Source organism: Haloferax chudinovii (assembly GCF_042663345.1).
GTDB lineage: Archaea > Halobacteriota > Halobacteria > Halobacteriales > Haloferacaceae > Haloferax > Haloferax chudinovii.
This window is the reverse complement of sequence record NZ_JBHTAB010000001.1, coordinates 1-16,655: the sequence shown is the minus strand read 5'-3', so window position 1 is coordinate 16,655 and position 16,655 is coordinate 1. Positions and strand designations below refer to the sequence as shown.

The following is a 16,655-nucleotide window of genomic DNA, read 5'->3' as shown; positions in this document are numbered from 1 at the left end:
CCTACGAGGCGTGGAAAGGTGAATTCGAAGCGGCGGCCGGCGCGGCCGGCGGCTGGGCGCTCTTGGTGTACGACTCGTTCTCGAACCAGCTTCGGAACGTCGTCGTCGACAAGCACGACCAGGGCGCACTCTGGGGCTCCCACCCGATTCTCGCGCTGGACGTCTGGGAACACTCGTACTACCACGACTACGGCCCGGCCCGCGGCGACTTCGTCTCCGCGTTCTTCGAGGTCGTCGACTGGGACGAACCGTCGGCCCGCTACGACCAGGCCGTCGAACTCTTCGAGTAAACCCGATACATCCCGACTTTTCTTTCGGACGCGACGTCGCCAGCGGCGGCGCTGTTCGCGTCGAATCGAAGCGAACCGAGAGCGAGTCGTCTGCCGCGGGGTCGGGCCGCCGCTCAGGGCCGACGGTCGCGGGCGGTCGGGTCGGAGAACAGTTCCGTCCCGCCGAACTCCTCGTTCAACGCGCAGATCCGGTCGTGCAGTGCGGCGAAGTCGCGGCCGTCGGTCCCGCGGTCGAAGCCGGCGAGGACGCCGGTGGGGCGGTCGCCGACGAACGTCCGAAACTGCTCGAACGCGTCGAACCCGCGGACGGTGTAGCCGTAGTCCGCGTAGTACAGCGTCTCGTAGGTGTCTCTCGTGACGTACCCGAACCGCTCGTTGTCGATGAATCGAGAGACATCGAGACATTCGAGCGCGTCGGACACGTCCTCCCTGAGATAGAGGTGCTCGTAGCCGTGGTGGTCGAAGACCCAGAGGTCTCGGACGTCGTCCCCACCGAAGCTACGGAAGGCCTCGACGAGTCGTGCGGCGGCGTCGCTCATCGTTTCGGGTCTCGCGCCGCGGCTGATAAGCCTACTTATAGGACCGTCGAGACCCGTGCGGGGACTATGGGACCGCTCGTCAGCCGCAGTGCCCTCGTCCTCGTCCTCGTCGTCCCCGTCCCCGTCGCTCGCCGCCCGCGGTCGTCGGGGTTTTGCCCGTCGGCCGAGAAGCCTATGCCATGCCCAAGCCGAAAGACGATTTCGACACCCTCTACGGGTATCTCCTGTACGAACCCGCCGACATCCTCGACCCCGACTACATGTACACCGTCGGGGAAATCGCCCGCCTGATGCAGGGGCTGTCGCCGCAAGACGACCTCAGCGAGGAGACCGAAGACCGCATCATCCAGTGGACGATTCCGTGGATCGTCGCCAATCAGGAGGATTTCGTCATCAACGACCCCCGGAACGACGAACCGGGCTACTTCGGCCTCCACCCCGACGCCGTCCCCGAAGCAGACGAAGCGTAACGCCCGTCTCGCCCCCGTCGCGCGGTTCGGCATCCGCGAGTTCTTCCGACGTGAGACTCGCACAAACGGTTATCTGTCAGGTCGTTGTTTTCTCTCTCGTACGATGGCTCAATTCGACACCGAAGTCGCGGTCGTAACTGGCGCTGGTTCGGGAATCGGTCGCGCGACTGCGGAGGCGTTCGCCGCGGAGGGCGCGCGCGTCGTCGTCTCCGACGTGGACGTCGAGGGCGGCGAGGAGACCGTCGCGCGCATCGAGGCGGCCGGCGGGACGGCGACGTTCGTCGAGACGGACGTGACGGACGGCGACGCCGTCGCCGCGATGGTCGAGACGGCGGTCTCCGAGTACGGCCGACTCGACTTCGCCTGCAACAACGCGGGCATCGGCGGCGCGCAGAAACCGACCGCGGACCTCTCGGCCGACGAGTGGCAACGGGTCGTCGACGTGAACCTCAACGGCGTCTGGCGGTCGATGCGACACGAGATTCCAGCGATGCTCGACGGCGACGGCGGCGTCGTCGTCAACATGGCGTCGATTCTCGGGAAAGTCGGTTTCGCGAACGCGAGCCACTACGTCGCCGCGAAACACGGCGTCCTCGGGCTGACGAAGACCGCGGCCATCGAGTACGCCGAACAGGGCGTCCGCGTCAACGCGGTGTGTCCGGGCTTCGTCGACACGCCGCTACTCGGCGAGGGCGGCCTCGACGACCCCGAAGCCCGGAAGGGAATCGAATCGCTCCACCCGATGAACCGCCTCGGCGACGTGGACGAAATCGCCTCCGCGGTCGTCTGGCTCTGTTCGGACGGTGCGTCGTTCACCACAGGCGAGGCGCTCACCGTCGACGGCGGCTACACGAGTCGCTGAACCGGGACCTCGGGGCGTCGGTAAAGTCGACGCGGCGACTCACCTCGTCCGCGCCGCCTTCGCCGCGAGTTCGAGGTCCTCGCTCGGGCGAGTCGTGACGCTCGGGCCGTGGCCGGCGTGGAGTTCGGTCAGGTCGTCGCCGACGACCTCGCGCAGGCGGTCGATGCTCTCGACGAGCGCGCCGCGGTCGCCCTCGGGGAGGTCGGTCCGGCCGAAGCCGCCGTTCGCGAAGACGAGGTCGCCCGCGAAGCAGACGCCCGACTCGCGGGAGAAAAAACACAGGTGGTCGTCCTTGTGGCCCGGCGTGTGGACCGCCTCGAACACGTCGTCGCCGATTTGGACGCGTTCGCCGTCGTCGATGCGCCTATCCACGGCGAGGTTGCCGGTGTCGTAGCCCCACGTCTGCACGTCGAACGCCCCGCGAACGGCGTCGACGTTTTCGATGTGGTCCGGGTGGGTGTGGGTGAGGTACACCGCGTCGAGCGAGTCGGTAGTCTCGCGGACTTTCGGCACCACGTCGAAGTTCGCCCCGGCGTCCACGAGCGCGGTGGTCTCACCGTCGACGAGAAAGACGTTGCTCGTGAAGGCACGGATTCCCTGCGCGAGGTTGCGAATCATGGGCGAGGATACGAAAAGCGGGGTATTCGGTGTTGTGGGTGCAGGGAAACACGTTTAGACTCGAACAACTTTCACAGTTGGTGTACTGCCTGAAGAACATAAACATTAGCTGTATTGGCAATGGCCATGTCTCGTCCGGGTTGGTCAAAAGGGAAACAAATGAAGTTCCCGAAAATCTATACCCGCACCCTACAACTGTATTTGTATGAGCGAGGCCCGTACCCCAGATACACCCAAAGATACAGTTACAATCGTCAAAGAGGGTGACTGGTTTGTCGCAACAGACGAGGCTACGGGCGTGGCCAGTCAAGGGAAGACTCGACATGAAGCACTCGCAATGCTCGCAGAGGCGATAGAGCTTCACGAGTTACCCCTCCCAGCTGATGCTGACAAAGGCTCAATTGAGACACCTGACGCCCCTTGGTTTTGAACTTTGAGACGCGCACGCAAAACACAATTACGGCTGTTGACATCAGGTGTATTTTTAACTCTGATATCGTCTGACTGACTACCGTGTCACGACGGACCTATAGCGGCCGAGAAGTCGTCAAGGCCCTCCGGAAAATGCGCTATCGTCCTGCTGGACGAACCGGAAGCCACGTCCGTCTTGTGTACGAACATCCAGATGGTGAAACGCGTCGGGTCACCGTTCCGATGCACGAAGAGCTTGCACCGGGAACCCTGCGAAAAATTGCAGAGCAGGCAGGTGCAAAAGATTTCGACAGGTTCTGTGAGTGGATTGACGAACTTTCGTAGTCTACTCGTTGCAAACGTAACTGCCGAAATAGGGTATGTTTTACGGGACTAACGATGACCAACACCTAACCAGGGCACCTCTCATGCGCCAATATCTCGACCTCGTGACAGACGTTCTCGGCACCGGGCGACACAAACCCAATCGGACGGGCGTCGACACCATCTCGGGCTTCTCGAAGCACTACACCGTCGACCTACAGGAGGGCTTCCCGCTTCTGACGACCAAGGACCTCTCGGGGTTCCGCTGGAACTCGCTTATCCACGAACTGCTGTGGTACCTCTCCGGCGAGGAGCACATCCGCACCCTCCGCGAGGAGACGGGCATCTGGGACGCGTGGGCCGACGAGGAGGGCCACCTCGACACGGCTTACGGTCGGTTCTGGCGGCGCTATCCGGTTCCCGAAGAGGGGCTTTCGGGCGAGGCGTGGCCCGACGACGACCACCGCTGGATGAACGACGAGGGGACGTTCGACCAGCTCGCGTACGTCCTCGACACGCTCGAAGAGAACCCGAACTCCCGCCGGATGGTCATCAACGCGTGGCACCCCGCCAACGCGGCCGTCTCGACGCTCCCGCCGTGTCACTACACGTTCGTCTTCAACGTGCAGGGCGACGAACTCAACCTGCATCTGACCCAGCGCTCCGGCGACATCGCGCTCGGCGTCCCGTTCAACCTCGCGGCGTACGCCATCCTCGCGCAGGTCGTCGCCCAGCGCGCCGGCTTCGAACTCGGGTCGTTCGCCCACACCATCGTCGACGCCCACGTCTACTGCGGCACCGGCGAGCGCGGCGCGTGGTACGGCGACCACCTCGACGAACTCCAGTCCCGCCTCGCCGACGTGGCGTCGCCCGAAGAATACCTCGACGTGCGCGAGTGGCTCCTCGACGCGGCACCCGAGGAGGACGAGGGCGAGGAGGACTACGACCACGTTCCCGGACTGCTCTTGCAGGCCTCTCGCGAGCCCCGCGAGCGACCCACGCTCGACGTGGCCGACGTGCCGCTGGAAGCCCTCTCGTTCGAGGACATCGTCCTCCGCGGCTACGACCCGGCCGACGGGATTCGCTTCGCGGTGGCCGAATGAGCGGCGACCGTGCCAGCGGGGCAGACCCCGCCGTCGACTCCGCGGTCCGGTTCGTCCTCGTCGCCGCCGTCGCCGACAACCGCGTCATCGGCCGCGACGGCGACATGCCGTGGCACCTCCCCGAGGACCTCAAACACTTCAAGCGGACGACGACCGGTCACCCGGTCGTGATGGGGCGGACGACCTACGAGAGCATCGCCCGCCAACTCGGCGGCCCGCTTCCGGACCGCCACAGCGTCGTGCTGACGACCCGCGACCTCGACCTCCCCGAGGGTGCCGAAGCGGTCGATTCGGTCGACTCCGCGGTCGCCGCCGCCGAGACCGCGGCCGACGAGATGGGCGTCGAGACCGTCTACGTCGGCGGCGGCGCGACCGTCTACGAGCAGTTCCTCGACCGCGCGGCGGGGCTGATTCTCACCGAACTCCACGCGGCCCACGAGGGCGACACGCGGTTCCCCGAGTGGGACCGCGAGGACTGGGTCGAGACCGACCGCGACGACCGAGACGGCTTCTCGTTCGTCACGTACGAGCGCCGGGAACACCGGGACCCCGCCGCGGCCGGGGGAGCCGAGTGCGACCCGGAGGGGCCCGATGACTGACTCCACCACCCCCGACGACGAGTGGGAGTACAAAATCGTCCGCACGGCCGACGGCGGCCTGTTCAGCGGCGACACCGCGCCGATGGAAGACGCCCTCAACTCCCTCGGCGGCGAGGGGTGGGAGCTCGTGGACACGATTTCCGATTCGCGCGGTGCCGGCGCGAACAGCGGGCAGACGGCGCTCGTGTTCAAGCGGCCGACGCGCTGAGACGCCGGGCGTCGCCTCGCGGGGCCGCTCGCGAACGACCTGTGTTTCGCGTGACGCGTCACGAGTAGCTTTATTGACGCGAACGACCTCGTAAGAGGGAACGAAGCTTTCCTCGCTATGACCACTCCGACACTCGCAGACCGACTCCGCCAACCCGAGTACATCGGCGAGAACCGATGTACGCCGTGTACCGTCGTGAACGTCGTCATCGCCGCCGCGTTGAGTCTGTTGCTCGGTGTCGCGTGGCCGCCACTCGCACCCGTCTCGTTCGCCCTCTTCGCGGGCGCGATTTATCTCCGCGGCTACCTCGTTCCCGGCACGCCGACGCTCACGAAGACGTACCTCCCCGACCGGGTCCTCCGGTGGTTCGACAAGGAGCCGACCCAGACCCGCGTCGGGGCCGCCGCGTCCGCGCCGGCCGCCGGGGGCGGCGCAGACGCAGAATCGTCGGATGACGAAGTCGAATCGGGGCAGTTAGACGGCGATGGTTCGTCGGTCGCGGCGTTCGACGTGGAGGCGACCCTGATGGACGCCGGCGCGTTAGAGTTGGACGAGCACGGCGACGACCTCCGCCTGACATCGGCGTTCGAATCGGCGTGGAACGACGAAATCGCGCGCACCGACGAAACGGTCGCTCGACGGTGGCTCGCCCGCTTGACCGGGGTCAACGAGGCCGACGTCTCGCTGGAATCACGGGCTCGGAGCCGGTGGCTCGTGGCGGTGGTCGACGGCACCACCCTCGGCACCTGGGAGTCGGATGGCGCGCTCGTCGCGGACGCGGCCGCCGACGCCGCCCTCGACGGTCGGCTCGACGACTGGGACCGCCTGACCGCCGAACAGCGGAGCGCGCTGGCGAGGGGGCTCCGCATCTATCTCAACCGATGTCCGACCTGCGGCGGCGACGTCCGATTCGGCTCGGAGACCGCCGAGTCGTGTTGCCGGTCGTGGGAGGTGTTCGCCGTCCGCTGTGACGACTGCGAGGCGCGACTGCTGGAAGTCGACGCGGAGGCGCTCGAACCCGAAGCCGCCTGAACCACCGGACCGACGCGCCCGCCGCGACGCTCCGCCGGCGAATACATTTTTGTCTGTTGACAACAGTTTCTCAGTATGAGCAAGGCGCACTTCGAGGTGTTCGTCGACGCGGCGGACGACTACCGCTGGCGACTCGTCCACGACAACGGGAACATCCTCGCCGATTCGGGAGAGGGCTACGCGTCGAAACAGAAGGCGAAGCAAGGCATCGAGAGCGTCAAGCGGAACGCGCCCGACGCGGACGTGGTCGAAGCGTAGTTTCGCCGTTCGAGGCCGTGATTCGTCGGAAATCGGTGGATAGCCCGCCGATTCGGGTACGAACCCCACACCGATGCCGGGTGTGGAGGCTTTTTCCGCCTCCGGGACTGACCGGAGAGTAATGACGAACGTCGCCGACGCGAGCGAGGAGGTCGCACGATGAACCGAAACGACAAGCAGGCTTACGACCGCGGGACGTCGCTTTTCTCCCCCGACGGACGCATCTATCAGGTCGAGTACGCCCGCGAGGCCGTCAAGCGCGGCGCGCCGGTCCTCGGCGTGCGCACCGCCGACGGCGTCGTTCTGGGGGCTCTCCGGTCGACCCCGTCGGACCTCATGGAAGCCGAGAGTATCGAGAAGCTACACAAGCTCGACGACGCGCTCGGCGCGGCCACGGCCGGCCACGTCGCCGACGCCCGAAAACTCGTCGACTTCGCGCGGACGACCGCCCAGCGCGAGCACCTGCGCTACGGCGAGCCCATCGGCGTCGAGACGCTCACGAAGACCATCACCGACAACATCCAAGAGAGCACGCAGTCCGGCGGCACCCGCCCGTACGGCGCGTCGCTCCTCATCGGCGGCGTCGAAAACGGCTCGGGTCGCCTCTTCGCGACCGACCCCTCCGGGACGCCCCAAGAGTGGAAGGCGGTCGCCATCGGCGGCCACCGCGAAGACGTACAGGGCGCGCTCGAAGACGGGTACGCCGAGGACCTATCGCTCGAAGACGGCCTCGCGCTCGCCGTCGAGGCGCTCGTCGCGGCCGACGACGAAATCGAGAGCGACGAGCTGAACCTCGTCACCGTCTCCGAGGCGGGCTACGAAATCGTCGACGAGGAGACCATCGCCGAGCTGTTCGCCGACGCGACCGCGGACGACGAGTCCGACGAGACGGACGAGACGGGCGAAAGCGAGGAGTAGATGACAGACGGGAGTCCGACCGGCGATAACGCCCCGACGACCGAGGCGGGGACGACAGCGGACGCGGGTTCGAGTGCGGACGCGGACGCGGACGTGACCGCCGGCGCGGCGGCCGTGACGCTCGACCGCATCGCGGTCTACCCCGTGAAGTCGCTCGACGCCGAGTTCGTCGACGCCGCCGACATCGTCGAGAACGGCGGGCTCCGTGGCGACCGCGAGTACGCCATCTTCGACGAGGACGGCGAGTACGTCAACGGCAAGCGCGAGCGGGCGGTCCACCGAATCCGAAGCTCCGTCTCGCTCGCCGACGGCACGGTCGAACTCTCGGCCCCCGAGATGGCCGATTACGACGGTCCAATAGCGGAGGCCGACGACTGGCTCTCGGCGTACTTCGGCTACCCGGTCGAACTCCGGCGCGACCCCGCCGGCGGGTACCCCGACGACACCGACGCCAGCGGGCCGACGGTCATCTCGACGGGAACGCTCGACGCAGTCGCCTCGTGGTTCGACGGCGTCGACGCCGACGAGATGCGCCGTCGCCTCCGCCCGAACCTCGTCCTCGACGCGACCGAACCGTTCTGGGAGGACCACCTGTTCGACCGGCGCGGGACGGTCGTCGAGTTCACCGTCGGCGAGGCGGCCTTCGAGGGCGTCAACCCCTGCCAGCGCTGTGTCGTCCCGAGCCGCGACCCCGACACGGGCGCGGAGACGGCCGACTTCCGGACGACGTTCATGACGAAGCGCCGGGAGACGCTCCCCGAGTGGTCCGGCGGCGACTGGTTCGACCACGACTTCCGGCTCATGGTCAACACCGCGGTGCCGGAATCGTCGTGGGGCGAGACGCTGTCAGCCGGCGACGTTGTCACCGTCGGCGACATCATCCCCGAGTGAATCGGGTCTTTTTGGGTCGCGTTCGAACGCCGCGCAGTCGGTCGTACCGCGAGGGCGAGCGGGTCGTCTAATCGCAACACGGCAGTCGGTATCACACCCGATTTGAAGCGACAACCTTTTACAATCACGAGCAATACCAAAGGATGTACCAACGTGCTCTGTTGGTGTAGTCCGGCCAATCATATCACCCTCTCACGGTGATGACCAGGGTTCGAATCCCTGACGGAGCACTTCTCCCAATCCCCGAACCGCGAGCGACAGCGAGCGTGTTCGGGTCCGAAATGCGACGACGGATTCGAGCAGCGAGCAACGCGTTGCGAGTGAGTTCGAATCCCTGACGGAGCACTTCTCTCAACACCTGAATCGCGAGCGATAGCGAGCGTTCTCTCCGCCGGCTACGCCTCCGGGTCGCCGAGTTTCGACATCACGATATCTTCGGCGGTTCGCAACCGGTACTGAACAGTCGAACGCGGTACGTCGAGCACCCCGCTGAGGTCCTCGACGGTCACCGTGCGCGGGCGCTCGTAGTAGCCGTGTTCGACGGCGGTTTCGAGCGCCTCCCAGTGGGCCGCCGAGAGGTCGGCCGCGATGCGTGCCTCGGCGTCCCAGTTGCCGGCGTTCGTGAGATGTTCGACGTCCAGTTGCAGGCCGTCTCTGAGTTGCGCCTCGATGGTCTCGTACAGTTCGCCGAGCGGGTGGTCGCCGGGGTAGAGGATGCGCCAGCGGTACGCGCCCTCGCGGCGGGACGACTCGAAGATGACGCCCGGTCCGACGTGTTCGAGGACGTACCGGGGAATCGAGTGGCAGTTGCTCACCTCCTCGCGGTAGGTGTAGACGGTCATCGAGTGGTCCGAGCGGTCGAGGACGTGGTAGTCGCGGTGGGTGTGACAGTCGGGGGCGTCGAGGCACTCGTTGCACCGCGTCTCGTCGAGAAACACCTCCTCGAACGCCGACAGCGCCTCCGGCGTGCCGACGACGTGGTCGACCCGCCACATCACGTCCTCCGTGGACGAACAGACCGACGAGCGAGAGCGCAGACTCGGGTACTCGTAAAACAGGTCCATCAGCTCGTCGGTTCCCTCCGAAAAGCGAACGACGAATTCGAACTCGCGCATTCGGTCTTCGTTCTGTCGCGGAGTGACTTAGCATGTACTAATCCGAGACCGGGCGTGTTCGTGGTTCCTTCAGGGTCATGTTCGTCTTCATCACTACCTCTCCGGTCTGAGTTGGCAGATGCTAACGAAATAGTGAGGCCAGTTTAGCACAGAGCGAAAAACGCGGCGAACGGTACCGGTGCGACACGGCAGACGCGGGTTCCACCCGTCGATTCGGACACGTACGTGCGGCTCGGGGGCGCTCGCTCGCGGGGACCGGTTCTGACGGTCCCCATCTCACCGACCGTAACCGTTCACCCCAACCAACCAACCAACCAACCTCGGACGGCGGCCGGGTCACCACCTATTTGACGCCCGGTCGTCTACCCGCACGAGGATGTTACTCGCGGGAACGGTGGTCGCCGACGCGTCCACCATCATCGAAGAGGGTGCCGTCGTCGTCGACGGCGACCGCATCGTCGCGGTCGGAGCGCACGCGGAGCTCACGGAGCGGTATCCCGACCACGAGCGACGCGAGTTCGGCATCGTCGCGCCGGGGCTGGTCGGTGGACACGTCCACTCGGTGCAGTCACTCGGAAGGGGCATCGCCGACGACACCGAACTGCTGGATTGGCTGTTCGACCACGTGCTCCCGATGGAGGCCGGTCTCGACGCCGAGGGGATGCGCGTCGCCGCCGAGCTCGGCTACCTCGAATGCATCGAGTCCGGGACGACGACGGTCGTCGACCACCTCTCGGTCCGACACGCCGCGCAGGCGTTCGAGGCCGCGGGCGAGATGGGTATCCGCGGACGCATCGGGAAGGTGCTCATGGACACGAACGCCCCCGAGGGGTTACAGGAAGACACCGACGCCGGCCTCGCCGAGTCCGAGCGCCTCATCGAGCGCTATCACGATGGCTTCGACGGCCGCATCCAGTACGCCGTCACGCCGCGGTTCGCCGTCACCTGCTCCGAGGCGTGTCTGCGGGGCGCTCGCGCGCTCGCCGACCGCCACGAGGGCGTCCGCATCCACACCCACGCCAGCGAGAACCGCGACGAAATCGCCACCGTCGAGGCGGAGACGGGGATGCGCAACATCCATTGGCTCGACGAAGTCGGCATCACCGGCGACGACGTCGTCCTCGCACACTGCGTCCACACCGACGACTCCGAGCGCGAAGTCCTCGCGGAGACCGGCACGCACGTCACCTACTGCCCGTCGTCGAACATGAAACTCGCGTCGGGCATCGCGCCGATTCCCGATTACCTCGACCGCGGCATCAACGTCGCGCTCGGCAACGACGGCCCGCCGTGCAACAACACGCTCGACCCCTTCACCGAGATGCGGCAGGCCAGCCTCCTCCAGAAAGTCGACGCGCTCGACCCCACGAGCACGCCCGCTTCGACCGTCTTCGAAATGGCGACCCGAAACGGCGCGAAGGCCGCCGGGTTCGACCGCGTCGGCGAACTCCGCGAGGGGTGGAAAGCCGACATCGTCGGCATCGACACCGACCGCACGCGAGCGACGCCGCTCCACGACGCGCTTTCGCATCTCGTGTTCGCCGCCCACGGCGACGACGTACTGTTCACCATGGTCGACGGCGACGTGCTCTACGACGGGGGCGAACACGTCCGCGCGGACGCCGACGACATCCGAAAGCGGGCGCGGGCGGTCGCCGACGGTCTCGACTCGGCACCGACGAGCGACTGAGCCTATCCCGCTCACGAGACCGCCTCGCAGGCAGGAGCGGCCGCACCCGCGAGGCCCGCCGCCATCGTCGCCTCTTTCTCTCCGCGCGACCCCACCCGAATCATGACCGTCCGACTCCGCGCGGCGACACCGTCCGACCTCCCCGCGATTCGGGAGATTTACGCGCCGTTCGTCGATGACACCGCGGTTTCGTTCGCCTACGACCCGCCGAGCGTCGCGGACCTCGAAGCGAAACTGGAAAAGAAAACCGACTACCCGTGGCTCGTCTGCGAACTCGACGGCGAGATTGCCGGCTACGCCTACGCCGGGGCGTTACGAGACCGCATCGCCTACCAGTGGACCGTCGAGACATCGATTTACGTCAGTCCGAAGTTCCAGCGCCGCGGCGTCGCCCGCGGTCTCTACACCGCGCTTTTGGACCTGCTCGAACGACAGGGCTACGTCTCGGCCGTCGCCGTCATCACGACGCCGAACCCCGCGAGCATCGCCTTCCACGAGTCGTTCGGCTTCGAGCGCGTCGGCCGCTTCGAGCGCGTCGGCTACAAACGCGACGCGTGGCACGACGTGGAGTGGTGGAGTCTCGACCTCGGCGACCGACCAGACGACCCCGACGCACCGCTGTCCGTCGCCGACGCTCGCGAACGTGACTGGTGGGACGCCGCGCTCGCCCGCGGGGCGGCGCTCGTCGAAAACAGCGCATAACAGTCCCACCCGAACCGGGTCGGTTCTCGTCGTCCGACTCGCTCGCGTTCAGACGCCGGCTTCGAGGGAGTCTTCCGCCTCGGTGTCCGCCGAATCGCTTCCGTCGGTCGTATCGGCTTCGTCGACCGCTTCGACCTCGTCGGCCGCCTGTCCGCCGGCCCCCGCCTGTTCGAGCACGTAGCGCTCGACGCCGGCGGAGAGCATCGCCTGCCAGTCGTCGAACTCGGTGTTCGACTCGACGTACCGGTCCCACTCGTGGGTCGGTATCGACTCGAAGGAATCCTGATCTGCGACCGCGAACCCGCTTTCTTCGAGGAATTCACTGATCGATGCCGCCTGACAATGTGACTCGACCCACGGCGACGGGAACAAGTCGGCCAGCGTTACCTCGCCGCCGAGACCCCCAATCTCGACGTCGAGTGTCGCGGCCGTCGTTTCGGCCTCACCCATACCCGGGTCCTACAGCCATGGATATAACGGTGTTGCGGTTGGCGTCCGTGAGAGTCAGTTCGTCGAGACGATTTCGACCACGTCGCGGTGCGAGAGCTCGTGGTCCGACCCGATTTGCCGCTTCGAGTGGCAGTCGATGCCGTGGAGGAGGCCGTCGCCGATGTCTGAGTGGAGGTGGTACGCGAAGTCTTCGGTCGTCGAGTCCTCAGGGAGGATAAAGCAGTCGCGGAAGACGCCCTGCGAGTCGCTTTTGCCGTTCGCGCTCCCGGGGAAAATGGCGATGGCACCCATCACGTCGAACAGCGCGTTTTCGAGCGATTGCTGGACGCCCGTGCCGCCGAACTCGGTGACGAACCCGCGAATCTGTTCGAGACCCGCCTCCTGTTCGTCGCTCACGTCGCCGACGATGTCGAAGTCGTCGTCGCCGGGGCGGTAGTCGACGACGCCGCCCTCATCGGCCTTCTTCAGCGCCTTTTCGGCGTGCGCCGAGGTGGGGACGAACGTCAAGTGCTCGTAGCCGGGGTCCGCCGTGATTTCCTCGTAGTTCTCCTGGGAGACCGACTTGTCCATCTTGTTCGCCGCGATGATGATGGGCTTCGTGCGCTTCCGAATCTCGCGGGCGAGTGACTCTTTGTCCGCGTCGTCCCACTCGTCGGGGTCGAGTTCCAGTCCGAGCGAGAGGATTATCTGCTTGATTTCGTCTTTGTTCGTCTTGAACGCGGACATCTGCTCCGCGAGGTCGACTTCGATGTCCTTGTCCTCGCCGTGGTAGCCCGAGCGGTAGCGGTCGATACCCTTCTCTAAGACGCCGAGGTACCACATGTCCAGTTCGTTTTCGAGGAAGTCGATGTCCTCGCGGGGGTCGTGGCCCTCCGTCGCCTCGCCTTCGATGTCCGTCTCTCCGGAGAAGTCGACGACGTGGACGAGCACGTCCGCCTCGTTGAGGTCGGTGAGGAACTGGTTCCCGAGGCCCTTGCCCTCGTGCGCGCCGGGGATGAGCCCCGCCACGTCGACGAGTTTGACCGGAACGAACCGCATCCCGTGGTCGCAGTAACCGACCGAGGGCGTACACGACTCGTCGAACTCCGGGGCCGCACACTCGACGCGGACGTACGCCTCGCCGATGGAGGGGTCGATGGTCGTAAACGGATACGCGCCCTCGGGCACGTCGTTCATCGTCGCCGCGTTGAAGAAACTCGACTTCCCGACGGACGGTTTTCCGACGAGACCGATCTTGTAACTCATTCGTTGGTCGGACTGGTGTCTCGAACGCTAATAACCGTTCGAGGTTCGTCTCGCCATGCGTGAAATTCACACGCCATCGGTGTCGAGGAGGCCGGTTTCCCGCGCTCGACTCCCGGGTTCGATCGCCGGGGACGCGACTCCGTCGGCGAGTTCGCGGCGGGTGAGAGCCGAGTCGCACCCGCGAGCCGACGGTCGTTCCGCGCCGGGCGCGGTCCCTTCGGCCCCGTCCGGTGCATCTTTGTCTTCACGTCCCCGACTGCCGGGCATGACCGACCGCGACGAGACGGCGAGGGAAACCGCATCCGCGTCGAACGCGAACGCCGACGCGGCCGCCGCCGAGTCCTCGCCGGACGACACGACCGACGCGGACACGTTCCGCGTCGGCATCCACGTCACCGAGACCGAGCTCCGGTTCGTGGTCAACGTCCCGTCCGACATCGACTCGGGGTGGACCGACCCCGACGCGTTCCAGCGCCTCGTCGAACGCGTCACGTGGGAACAACTCGACCAGCGGGAGACGCTTCAGACCGTCGCAACCCGCGCCGCCGAGGGCGAAACGGTGTTCCTCGGGACGGTGACGCTCCGACCGGACGAGACCGTCGTCGACCACACCCTCCGCGTGCCGCCACTCGACGGGGCGTGACCCGACTCAGCGTCAGATGACCGAACCCACGACCGAGACCGCGATTCGAGAGATTCAGGACGCCGCGCTCAGCCGCGCGCTCACCGACGACGACCACGCGAGGCAATCGCTCGCCGTCGCCGGCGCGCTCGAAACGGCCAGAACGGAAGCGACCGACGCCGCGTTCGACGACGGCGGCGTGACCCTCGCGGCGTCGCTGGCGTTCGTCTCGACGCTGTTCGCTCACCGCCGCCTCCGCGAGTCACTCCGGTCGAGCGTCCGCGCGTCCGACGATTCAGCGTGGTTCCCCAGCGGCGCGCCCGCCCGCGTCGACGACGACCTCGTGGTCGCGGGCGCACGGCTCGCGGTTCGACGGTTCGACGTCGACCCGGCGCTCGTCTGCGCGCTCGGTGACGTTTCGATAGAAAAAATCGCGTCGGGCGAGTGAGTATCCCGACCGTCAGGCTCTGACAAAACGGTCGGGGGCGTAGTGGAATGGGGTGCCTCTGAACCACAGTACCCGCCCGGACGCGGAAGGCTGAAACCCAAGACCCACGCTCGATGCGTGGAAACCCGTGTCTGACTCGTTAGTTGTTGGCGTGGTCCGGCGGGCCACCGCCGTTGCCGTTGCCGTTGCTCCCGTTCGAATCGTCCGAGGAGTCGTCCGACTCATCCGCGGAGTCGTCGGCATCGTCCGCGGAGTCGTCAGCGTCGTCCGCGGAGTCGTCAGCGTCGTCCGCGGTTTCGGTCTCCTCGTCGTCGCTCTCCCCGTCTTCCTCGTCGCTCGCCTTATTGTTGTTAGCGTGGTCCGGCGGGCCACCACCGTTGCCGTTCTTGGCGTTGGCGGAGTTCCCGGGAGCGTCCTCCTCGTCGTCAGCGTCGTCGCTGTTCTTCGGACCGGCGTGGTCCGGGCGCTTGTCGTCCGCGTTACCCGGGTTGTTCTCGGTCACGAAGTCGGAGACGGCCTGTCCAAGCGGGCCGTCACTGCCTGTGTCCTTGAGACGGTCGACGAAGCTACTGACGAGCTGTCCGAACGGGTCGTCCGCGGCGACCTCACCCTGCAGGGTGACGGTCGTCTCGGCGGTGAGACCGTCGTACTCGGCGGTCACGTCGACCGTGACGGTCTGCAACGGTGAGCTGAGGTCGACGGTACCGTTCTCGTCCGTCTCGTACTCGCCCGCGTCCGTGTAGTTCCCGTCGACCGCGACCGACGCGTTTTCGACGGGCTCGCCGTCTTCGGTCACGGTGATGGTGACCGACTCGTTTCCGTCCTGCGAGACGGAGACGTCGAGGTCGTCAGCCTCGACGGCGACGGTCGTCTCGGCGGTGAGGCCGTCGGCGGTCGCGACGAACGTCAGGTTCGTCGTGGTCGTCGGCTCTGTGACTTCGACGGTTCCGTTCGCGTCCGTCTGGTATGTTCCATTGCCGGCGTAGTCGGTCCCGTTGACCTGAACCGACGCGTTCTCGACGGATTCGCCGTACTGGGTGACGATGGCGACGACCGTGTCGTTAGCGTCGTCGGCCTCGACCGAGACGTCGAGGGACTCGTCGAGCGGGACGAGGACGACGGACGTGCTAGTCGTGTTGTTCCCCTCGGAGACGGTGAACGTCGCGTTCACGCGTTCCTGCGGAGTGGGGAGGTCGATGGTGCCGTTCGCGCCCGTCGCGTACGTTCCGTTCCCGGCGTAGTTATCGCTCGATTCGACGACGACCGTCGCGTTCTCGACGGCCGTCTCGTTCCGTGTCACGGTCACTGTCGCGTCGCCCGTGTCGGCGTCCTGCGTGACGCCCACATGGAGAGCATCGGCGCTCGCGGCACCGACGGTCCCGGGGACCATCGCGACGGCGAGCATCGCAACGACCATGACTACGGTGAGGTGTTTGCTGCCGCGCATGCAACCGTTCCTTCTAACCCTGATACGGTAAAGGGGGAGAATCGTAACCCCGGTTTTCGCTGAGTTTCACCCCAATCAACGCGTTCGAAATCGGGCCTTCGTCTGTCGATTTCGCCGAGTTTCGCACCGAACGACTGACTGGGTCGCATCGGAACACCCTCACAGTCGTATTCGGGGTGCCAGCGGCGGCGGCCCGCAACTGCGAGAGTGTTGCCACTCTCGAACGACGAGAGAGACGCGACCGGAAGGCGGTCGCTCCGTGTCTGTGTGTGCGAGCGGGCTCTCCGCTCCCGCTCGTCATAAATGAAAAAAGCCCACTGGACTGTAGTCCAGTGGGCTTCGTATGAGTGGGGGGCGGCGAACTGGATTTCCCAGAGGATCGCTCACTCCAGTACTGACCAGAACGCAGGTGA

The 16,655-nt window shown here is 66.1% G+C and carries 21 protein-coding genes, 1 tRNA gene and 1 pseudogene; 17 read left to right on the top strand and 6 right to left on the bottom strand.

The window, feature by feature from the left end; all coding sequences use genetic code 11:
- Positions 1-290 (top strand): annotated as a pseudogene (gene sod, locus ACFQI8_RS00115) (superoxide dismutase [Mn]); the annotation flags it as partial.
- A gap of 113 nt (positions 291-403) precedes the next feature.
- Here the strand turns inward: sod and ACFQI8_RS00110 are convergent.
- Complete coding sequence (locus ACFQI8_RS00110; protein WP_390242029.1) at positions 404-829, bottom strand: DUF7522 family protein; 426 nt, start codon at positions 827-829, stop codon at positions 404-406.
- A 179-nt stretch (positions 830-1,008) separates the two neighbouring features.
- Between ACFQI8_RS00110 and ACFQI8_RS00105 the strand changes: the two genes are divergently transcribed.
- The gene (locus ACFQI8_RS00105) at positions 1,009-1,299 is read left to right on the top strand and encodes a DUF5827 family protein (protein ID WP_390242028.1); all 291 of its coding nucleotides are present in this window, start codon (positions 1,009-1,011) and stop codon (positions 1,297-1,299) included.
- A gap of 103 nt (positions 1,300-1,402) precedes the next feature.
- Positions 1,403-2,161 carry an SDR family oxidoreductase gene (locus ACFQI8_RS00100; protein WP_390242027.1) on the top strand — a complete coding sequence of 253 codons (759 nt, stop codon included), beginning with the start codon at positions 1,403-1,405 and terminating at the stop codon, positions 2,159-2,161.
- Between the two features lie 39 nt (positions 2,162-2,200).
- On the opposite strand, the gene ACFQI8_RS00095 is transcribed toward ACFQI8_RS00100, so the two are convergent.
- Entirely contained in the window at positions 2,201-2,779 is a 579-nt protein-coding gene (locus ACFQI8_RS00095; protein ID WP_390242025.1) for an MBL fold metallo-hydrolase, read from the bottom strand.
- Positions 2,780-2,984: 205 nt separating this feature from the next.
- Here ACFQI8_RS00095 and ACFQI8_RS00090 point away from each other — a divergent pair, with 205 nt between their 5' ends.
- The 10 genes from ACFQI8_RS00090 to ACFQI8_RS00045 all read left to right on the top strand — a co-directional run bounded on the left by ACFQI8_RS00090 (position 2,985) and on the right by ACFQI8_RS00045 (position 8,753).
- Positions 2,985-3,209, top strand: a complete 225-nt coding sequence (locus ACFQI8_RS00090) for a type II toxin-antitoxin system HicB family antitoxin (protein ID WP_390242024.1) — start codon at positions 2,985-2,987, stop codon at positions 3,207-3,209.
- Positions 3,210-3,292: 83 nt separating this feature from the next.
- Positions 3,293-3,535: a type II toxin-antitoxin system HicA family toxin gene (locus tag ACFQI8_RS00085; protein ID WP_390242023.1), complete on the top strand. Its 243-nt coding sequence runs from the start codon at positions 3,293-3,295 to the stop codon at positions 3,533-3,535.
- An 83-nt stretch (positions 3,536-3,618) separates the two neighbouring features.
- On the top strand, positions 3,619-4,617 hold the full coding sequence (thyA, locus tag ACFQI8_RS00080) for a thymidylate synthase (RefSeq protein WP_390242021.1): 999 nt from the start codon (positions 3,619-3,621) through the stop codon (positions 4,615-4,617).
- Positions 4,614-5,216 carry a dihydrofolate reductase gene (locus ACFQI8_RS00075; RefSeq protein WP_390242020.1) on the top strand — a complete coding sequence of 201 codons (603 nt, stop codon included), beginning with the start codon at positions 4,614-4,616 and terminating at the stop codon, positions 5,214-5,216. Before thyA ends, ACFQI8_RS00075 begins: the two co-directional genes overlap by 4 nt.
- The gene (locus tag ACFQI8_RS00070; protein WP_390242019.1) at positions 5,209-5,424 is read left to right on the top strand and encodes a DUF4177 domain-containing protein; all 216 of its coding nucleotides are present in this window, start codon (positions 5,209-5,211) and stop codon (positions 5,422-5,424) included. Before ACFQI8_RS00075 ends, ACFQI8_RS00070 begins: the two co-directional genes overlap by 8 nt.
- A 117-nt stretch (positions 5,425-5,541) precedes the next feature.
- Positions 5,542-6,456 carry a DUF8054 domain-containing protein gene (locus ACFQI8_RS00065; protein WP_390242018.1) on the top strand — a complete coding sequence of 305 codons (915 nt, stop codon included), beginning with the start codon at positions 5,542-5,544 and terminating at the stop codon, positions 6,454-6,456.
- 75 nt (positions 6,457-6,531) lie between these two features.
- Entirely contained in the window at positions 6,532-6,714 is a 183-nt protein-coding gene (locus ACFQI8_RS00060) for an HVO_2922 family protein (RefSeq protein ID WP_004969233.1), read from the top strand.
- A gap of 159 nt (positions 6,715-6,873) precedes the next feature.
- Positions 6,874-7,632: a proteasome subunit alpha gene (gene psmA2, locus ACFQI8_RS00055; protein WP_390242017.1), complete on the top strand. Its 759-nt coding sequence runs from the start codon at positions 6,874-6,876 to the stop codon at positions 7,630-7,632.
- Positions 7,633-8,523, top strand: coding sequence for an MOSC domain-containing protein (locus ACFQI8_RS00050; RefSeq protein WP_390242015.1), 891 nt, complete (start codon positions 7,633-7,635; stop codon positions 8,521-8,523).
- Between the two features lie 155 nt (positions 8,524-8,678).
- Positions 8,679-8,753, top strand: a tRNA-Glu gene (locus tag ACFQI8_RS00045).
- A 165-nt stretch (positions 8,754-8,918) separates the two neighbouring features.
- On the opposite strand, the gene ACFQI8_RS00040 is transcribed toward ACFQI8_RS00045, so the two are convergent.
- On the bottom strand, positions 8,919-9,638 hold the full coding sequence (locus ACFQI8_RS00040) for a helix-turn-helix domain-containing protein (RefSeq protein ID WP_390242013.1): 720 nt from the start codon (positions 9,636-9,638) through the stop codon (positions 8,919-8,921).
- 376 nt (positions 9,639-10,014) lie between these two features.
- On the opposite strand from ACFQI8_RS00040, the gene ACFQI8_RS00035 reads away from it, so the two are divergent.
- Entirely contained in the window at positions 10,015-11,328 is a 1,314-nt protein-coding gene (locus ACFQI8_RS00035) for a 5'-deoxyadenosine deaminase (protein ID WP_390242011.1), read from the top strand.
- A gap of 102 nt (positions 11,329-11,430) precedes the next feature.
- The gene (locus ACFQI8_RS00030) at positions 11,431-12,030 is read left to right on the top strand and encodes a GNAT family N-acetyltransferase (RefSeq protein ID WP_390242010.1); all 600 of its coding nucleotides are present in this window, start codon (positions 11,431-11,433) and stop codon (positions 12,028-12,030) included.
- Between the two features lie 48 nt (positions 12,031-12,078).
- Here ACFQI8_RS00030 and ACFQI8_RS00025 read toward each other — a convergent pair whose 3' ends face one another.
- Complete coding sequence (locus ACFQI8_RS00025) at positions 12,079-12,480, bottom strand: hypothetical protein (protein WP_390242009.1); 402 nt, start codon at positions 12,478-12,480, stop codon at positions 12,079-12,081.
- Positions 12,481-12,534: 54 nt separating this feature from the next.
- Positions 12,535-13,725: a redox-regulated ATPase YchF gene (locus ACFQI8_RS00020; RefSeq protein WP_390242007.1), complete on the bottom strand. Its 1,191-nt coding sequence runs from the start codon at positions 13,723-13,725 to the stop codon at positions 12,535-12,537.
- 265 nt (positions 13,726-13,990) lie between these two features.
- Here ACFQI8_RS00020 and ACFQI8_RS00015 point away from each other — a divergent pair, with 265 nt between their 5' ends.
- Together ACFQI8_RS00015 and ACFQI8_RS00010 are read left to right on the top strand one after the other, a co-directional pair.
- A complete protein-coding gene (locus ACFQI8_RS00015) occupies positions 13,991-14,368 on the top strand; it encodes a hypothetical protein (RefSeq protein WP_390242006.1) in 378 nt (125 codons plus the stop codon).
- 16 nt (positions 14,369-14,384) lie between these two features.
- Complete coding sequence (locus tag ACFQI8_RS00010; protein WP_390242004.1) at positions 14,385-14,795, top strand: hypothetical protein; 411 nt, start codon at positions 14,385-14,387, stop codon at positions 14,793-14,795.
- A 139-nt stretch (positions 14,796-14,934) separates the two neighbouring features.
- On the opposite strand, the gene ACFQI8_RS00005 is transcribed toward ACFQI8_RS00010, so the two are convergent.
- Positions 14,935-16,242, bottom strand: a complete 1,308-nt coding sequence (locus tag ACFQI8_RS00005; RefSeq protein WP_390242003.1) for a hypothetical protein — start codon at positions 16,240-16,242, stop codon at positions 14,935-14,937.
- Positions 16,243-16,655: the final 413 nt, after the last annotated feature.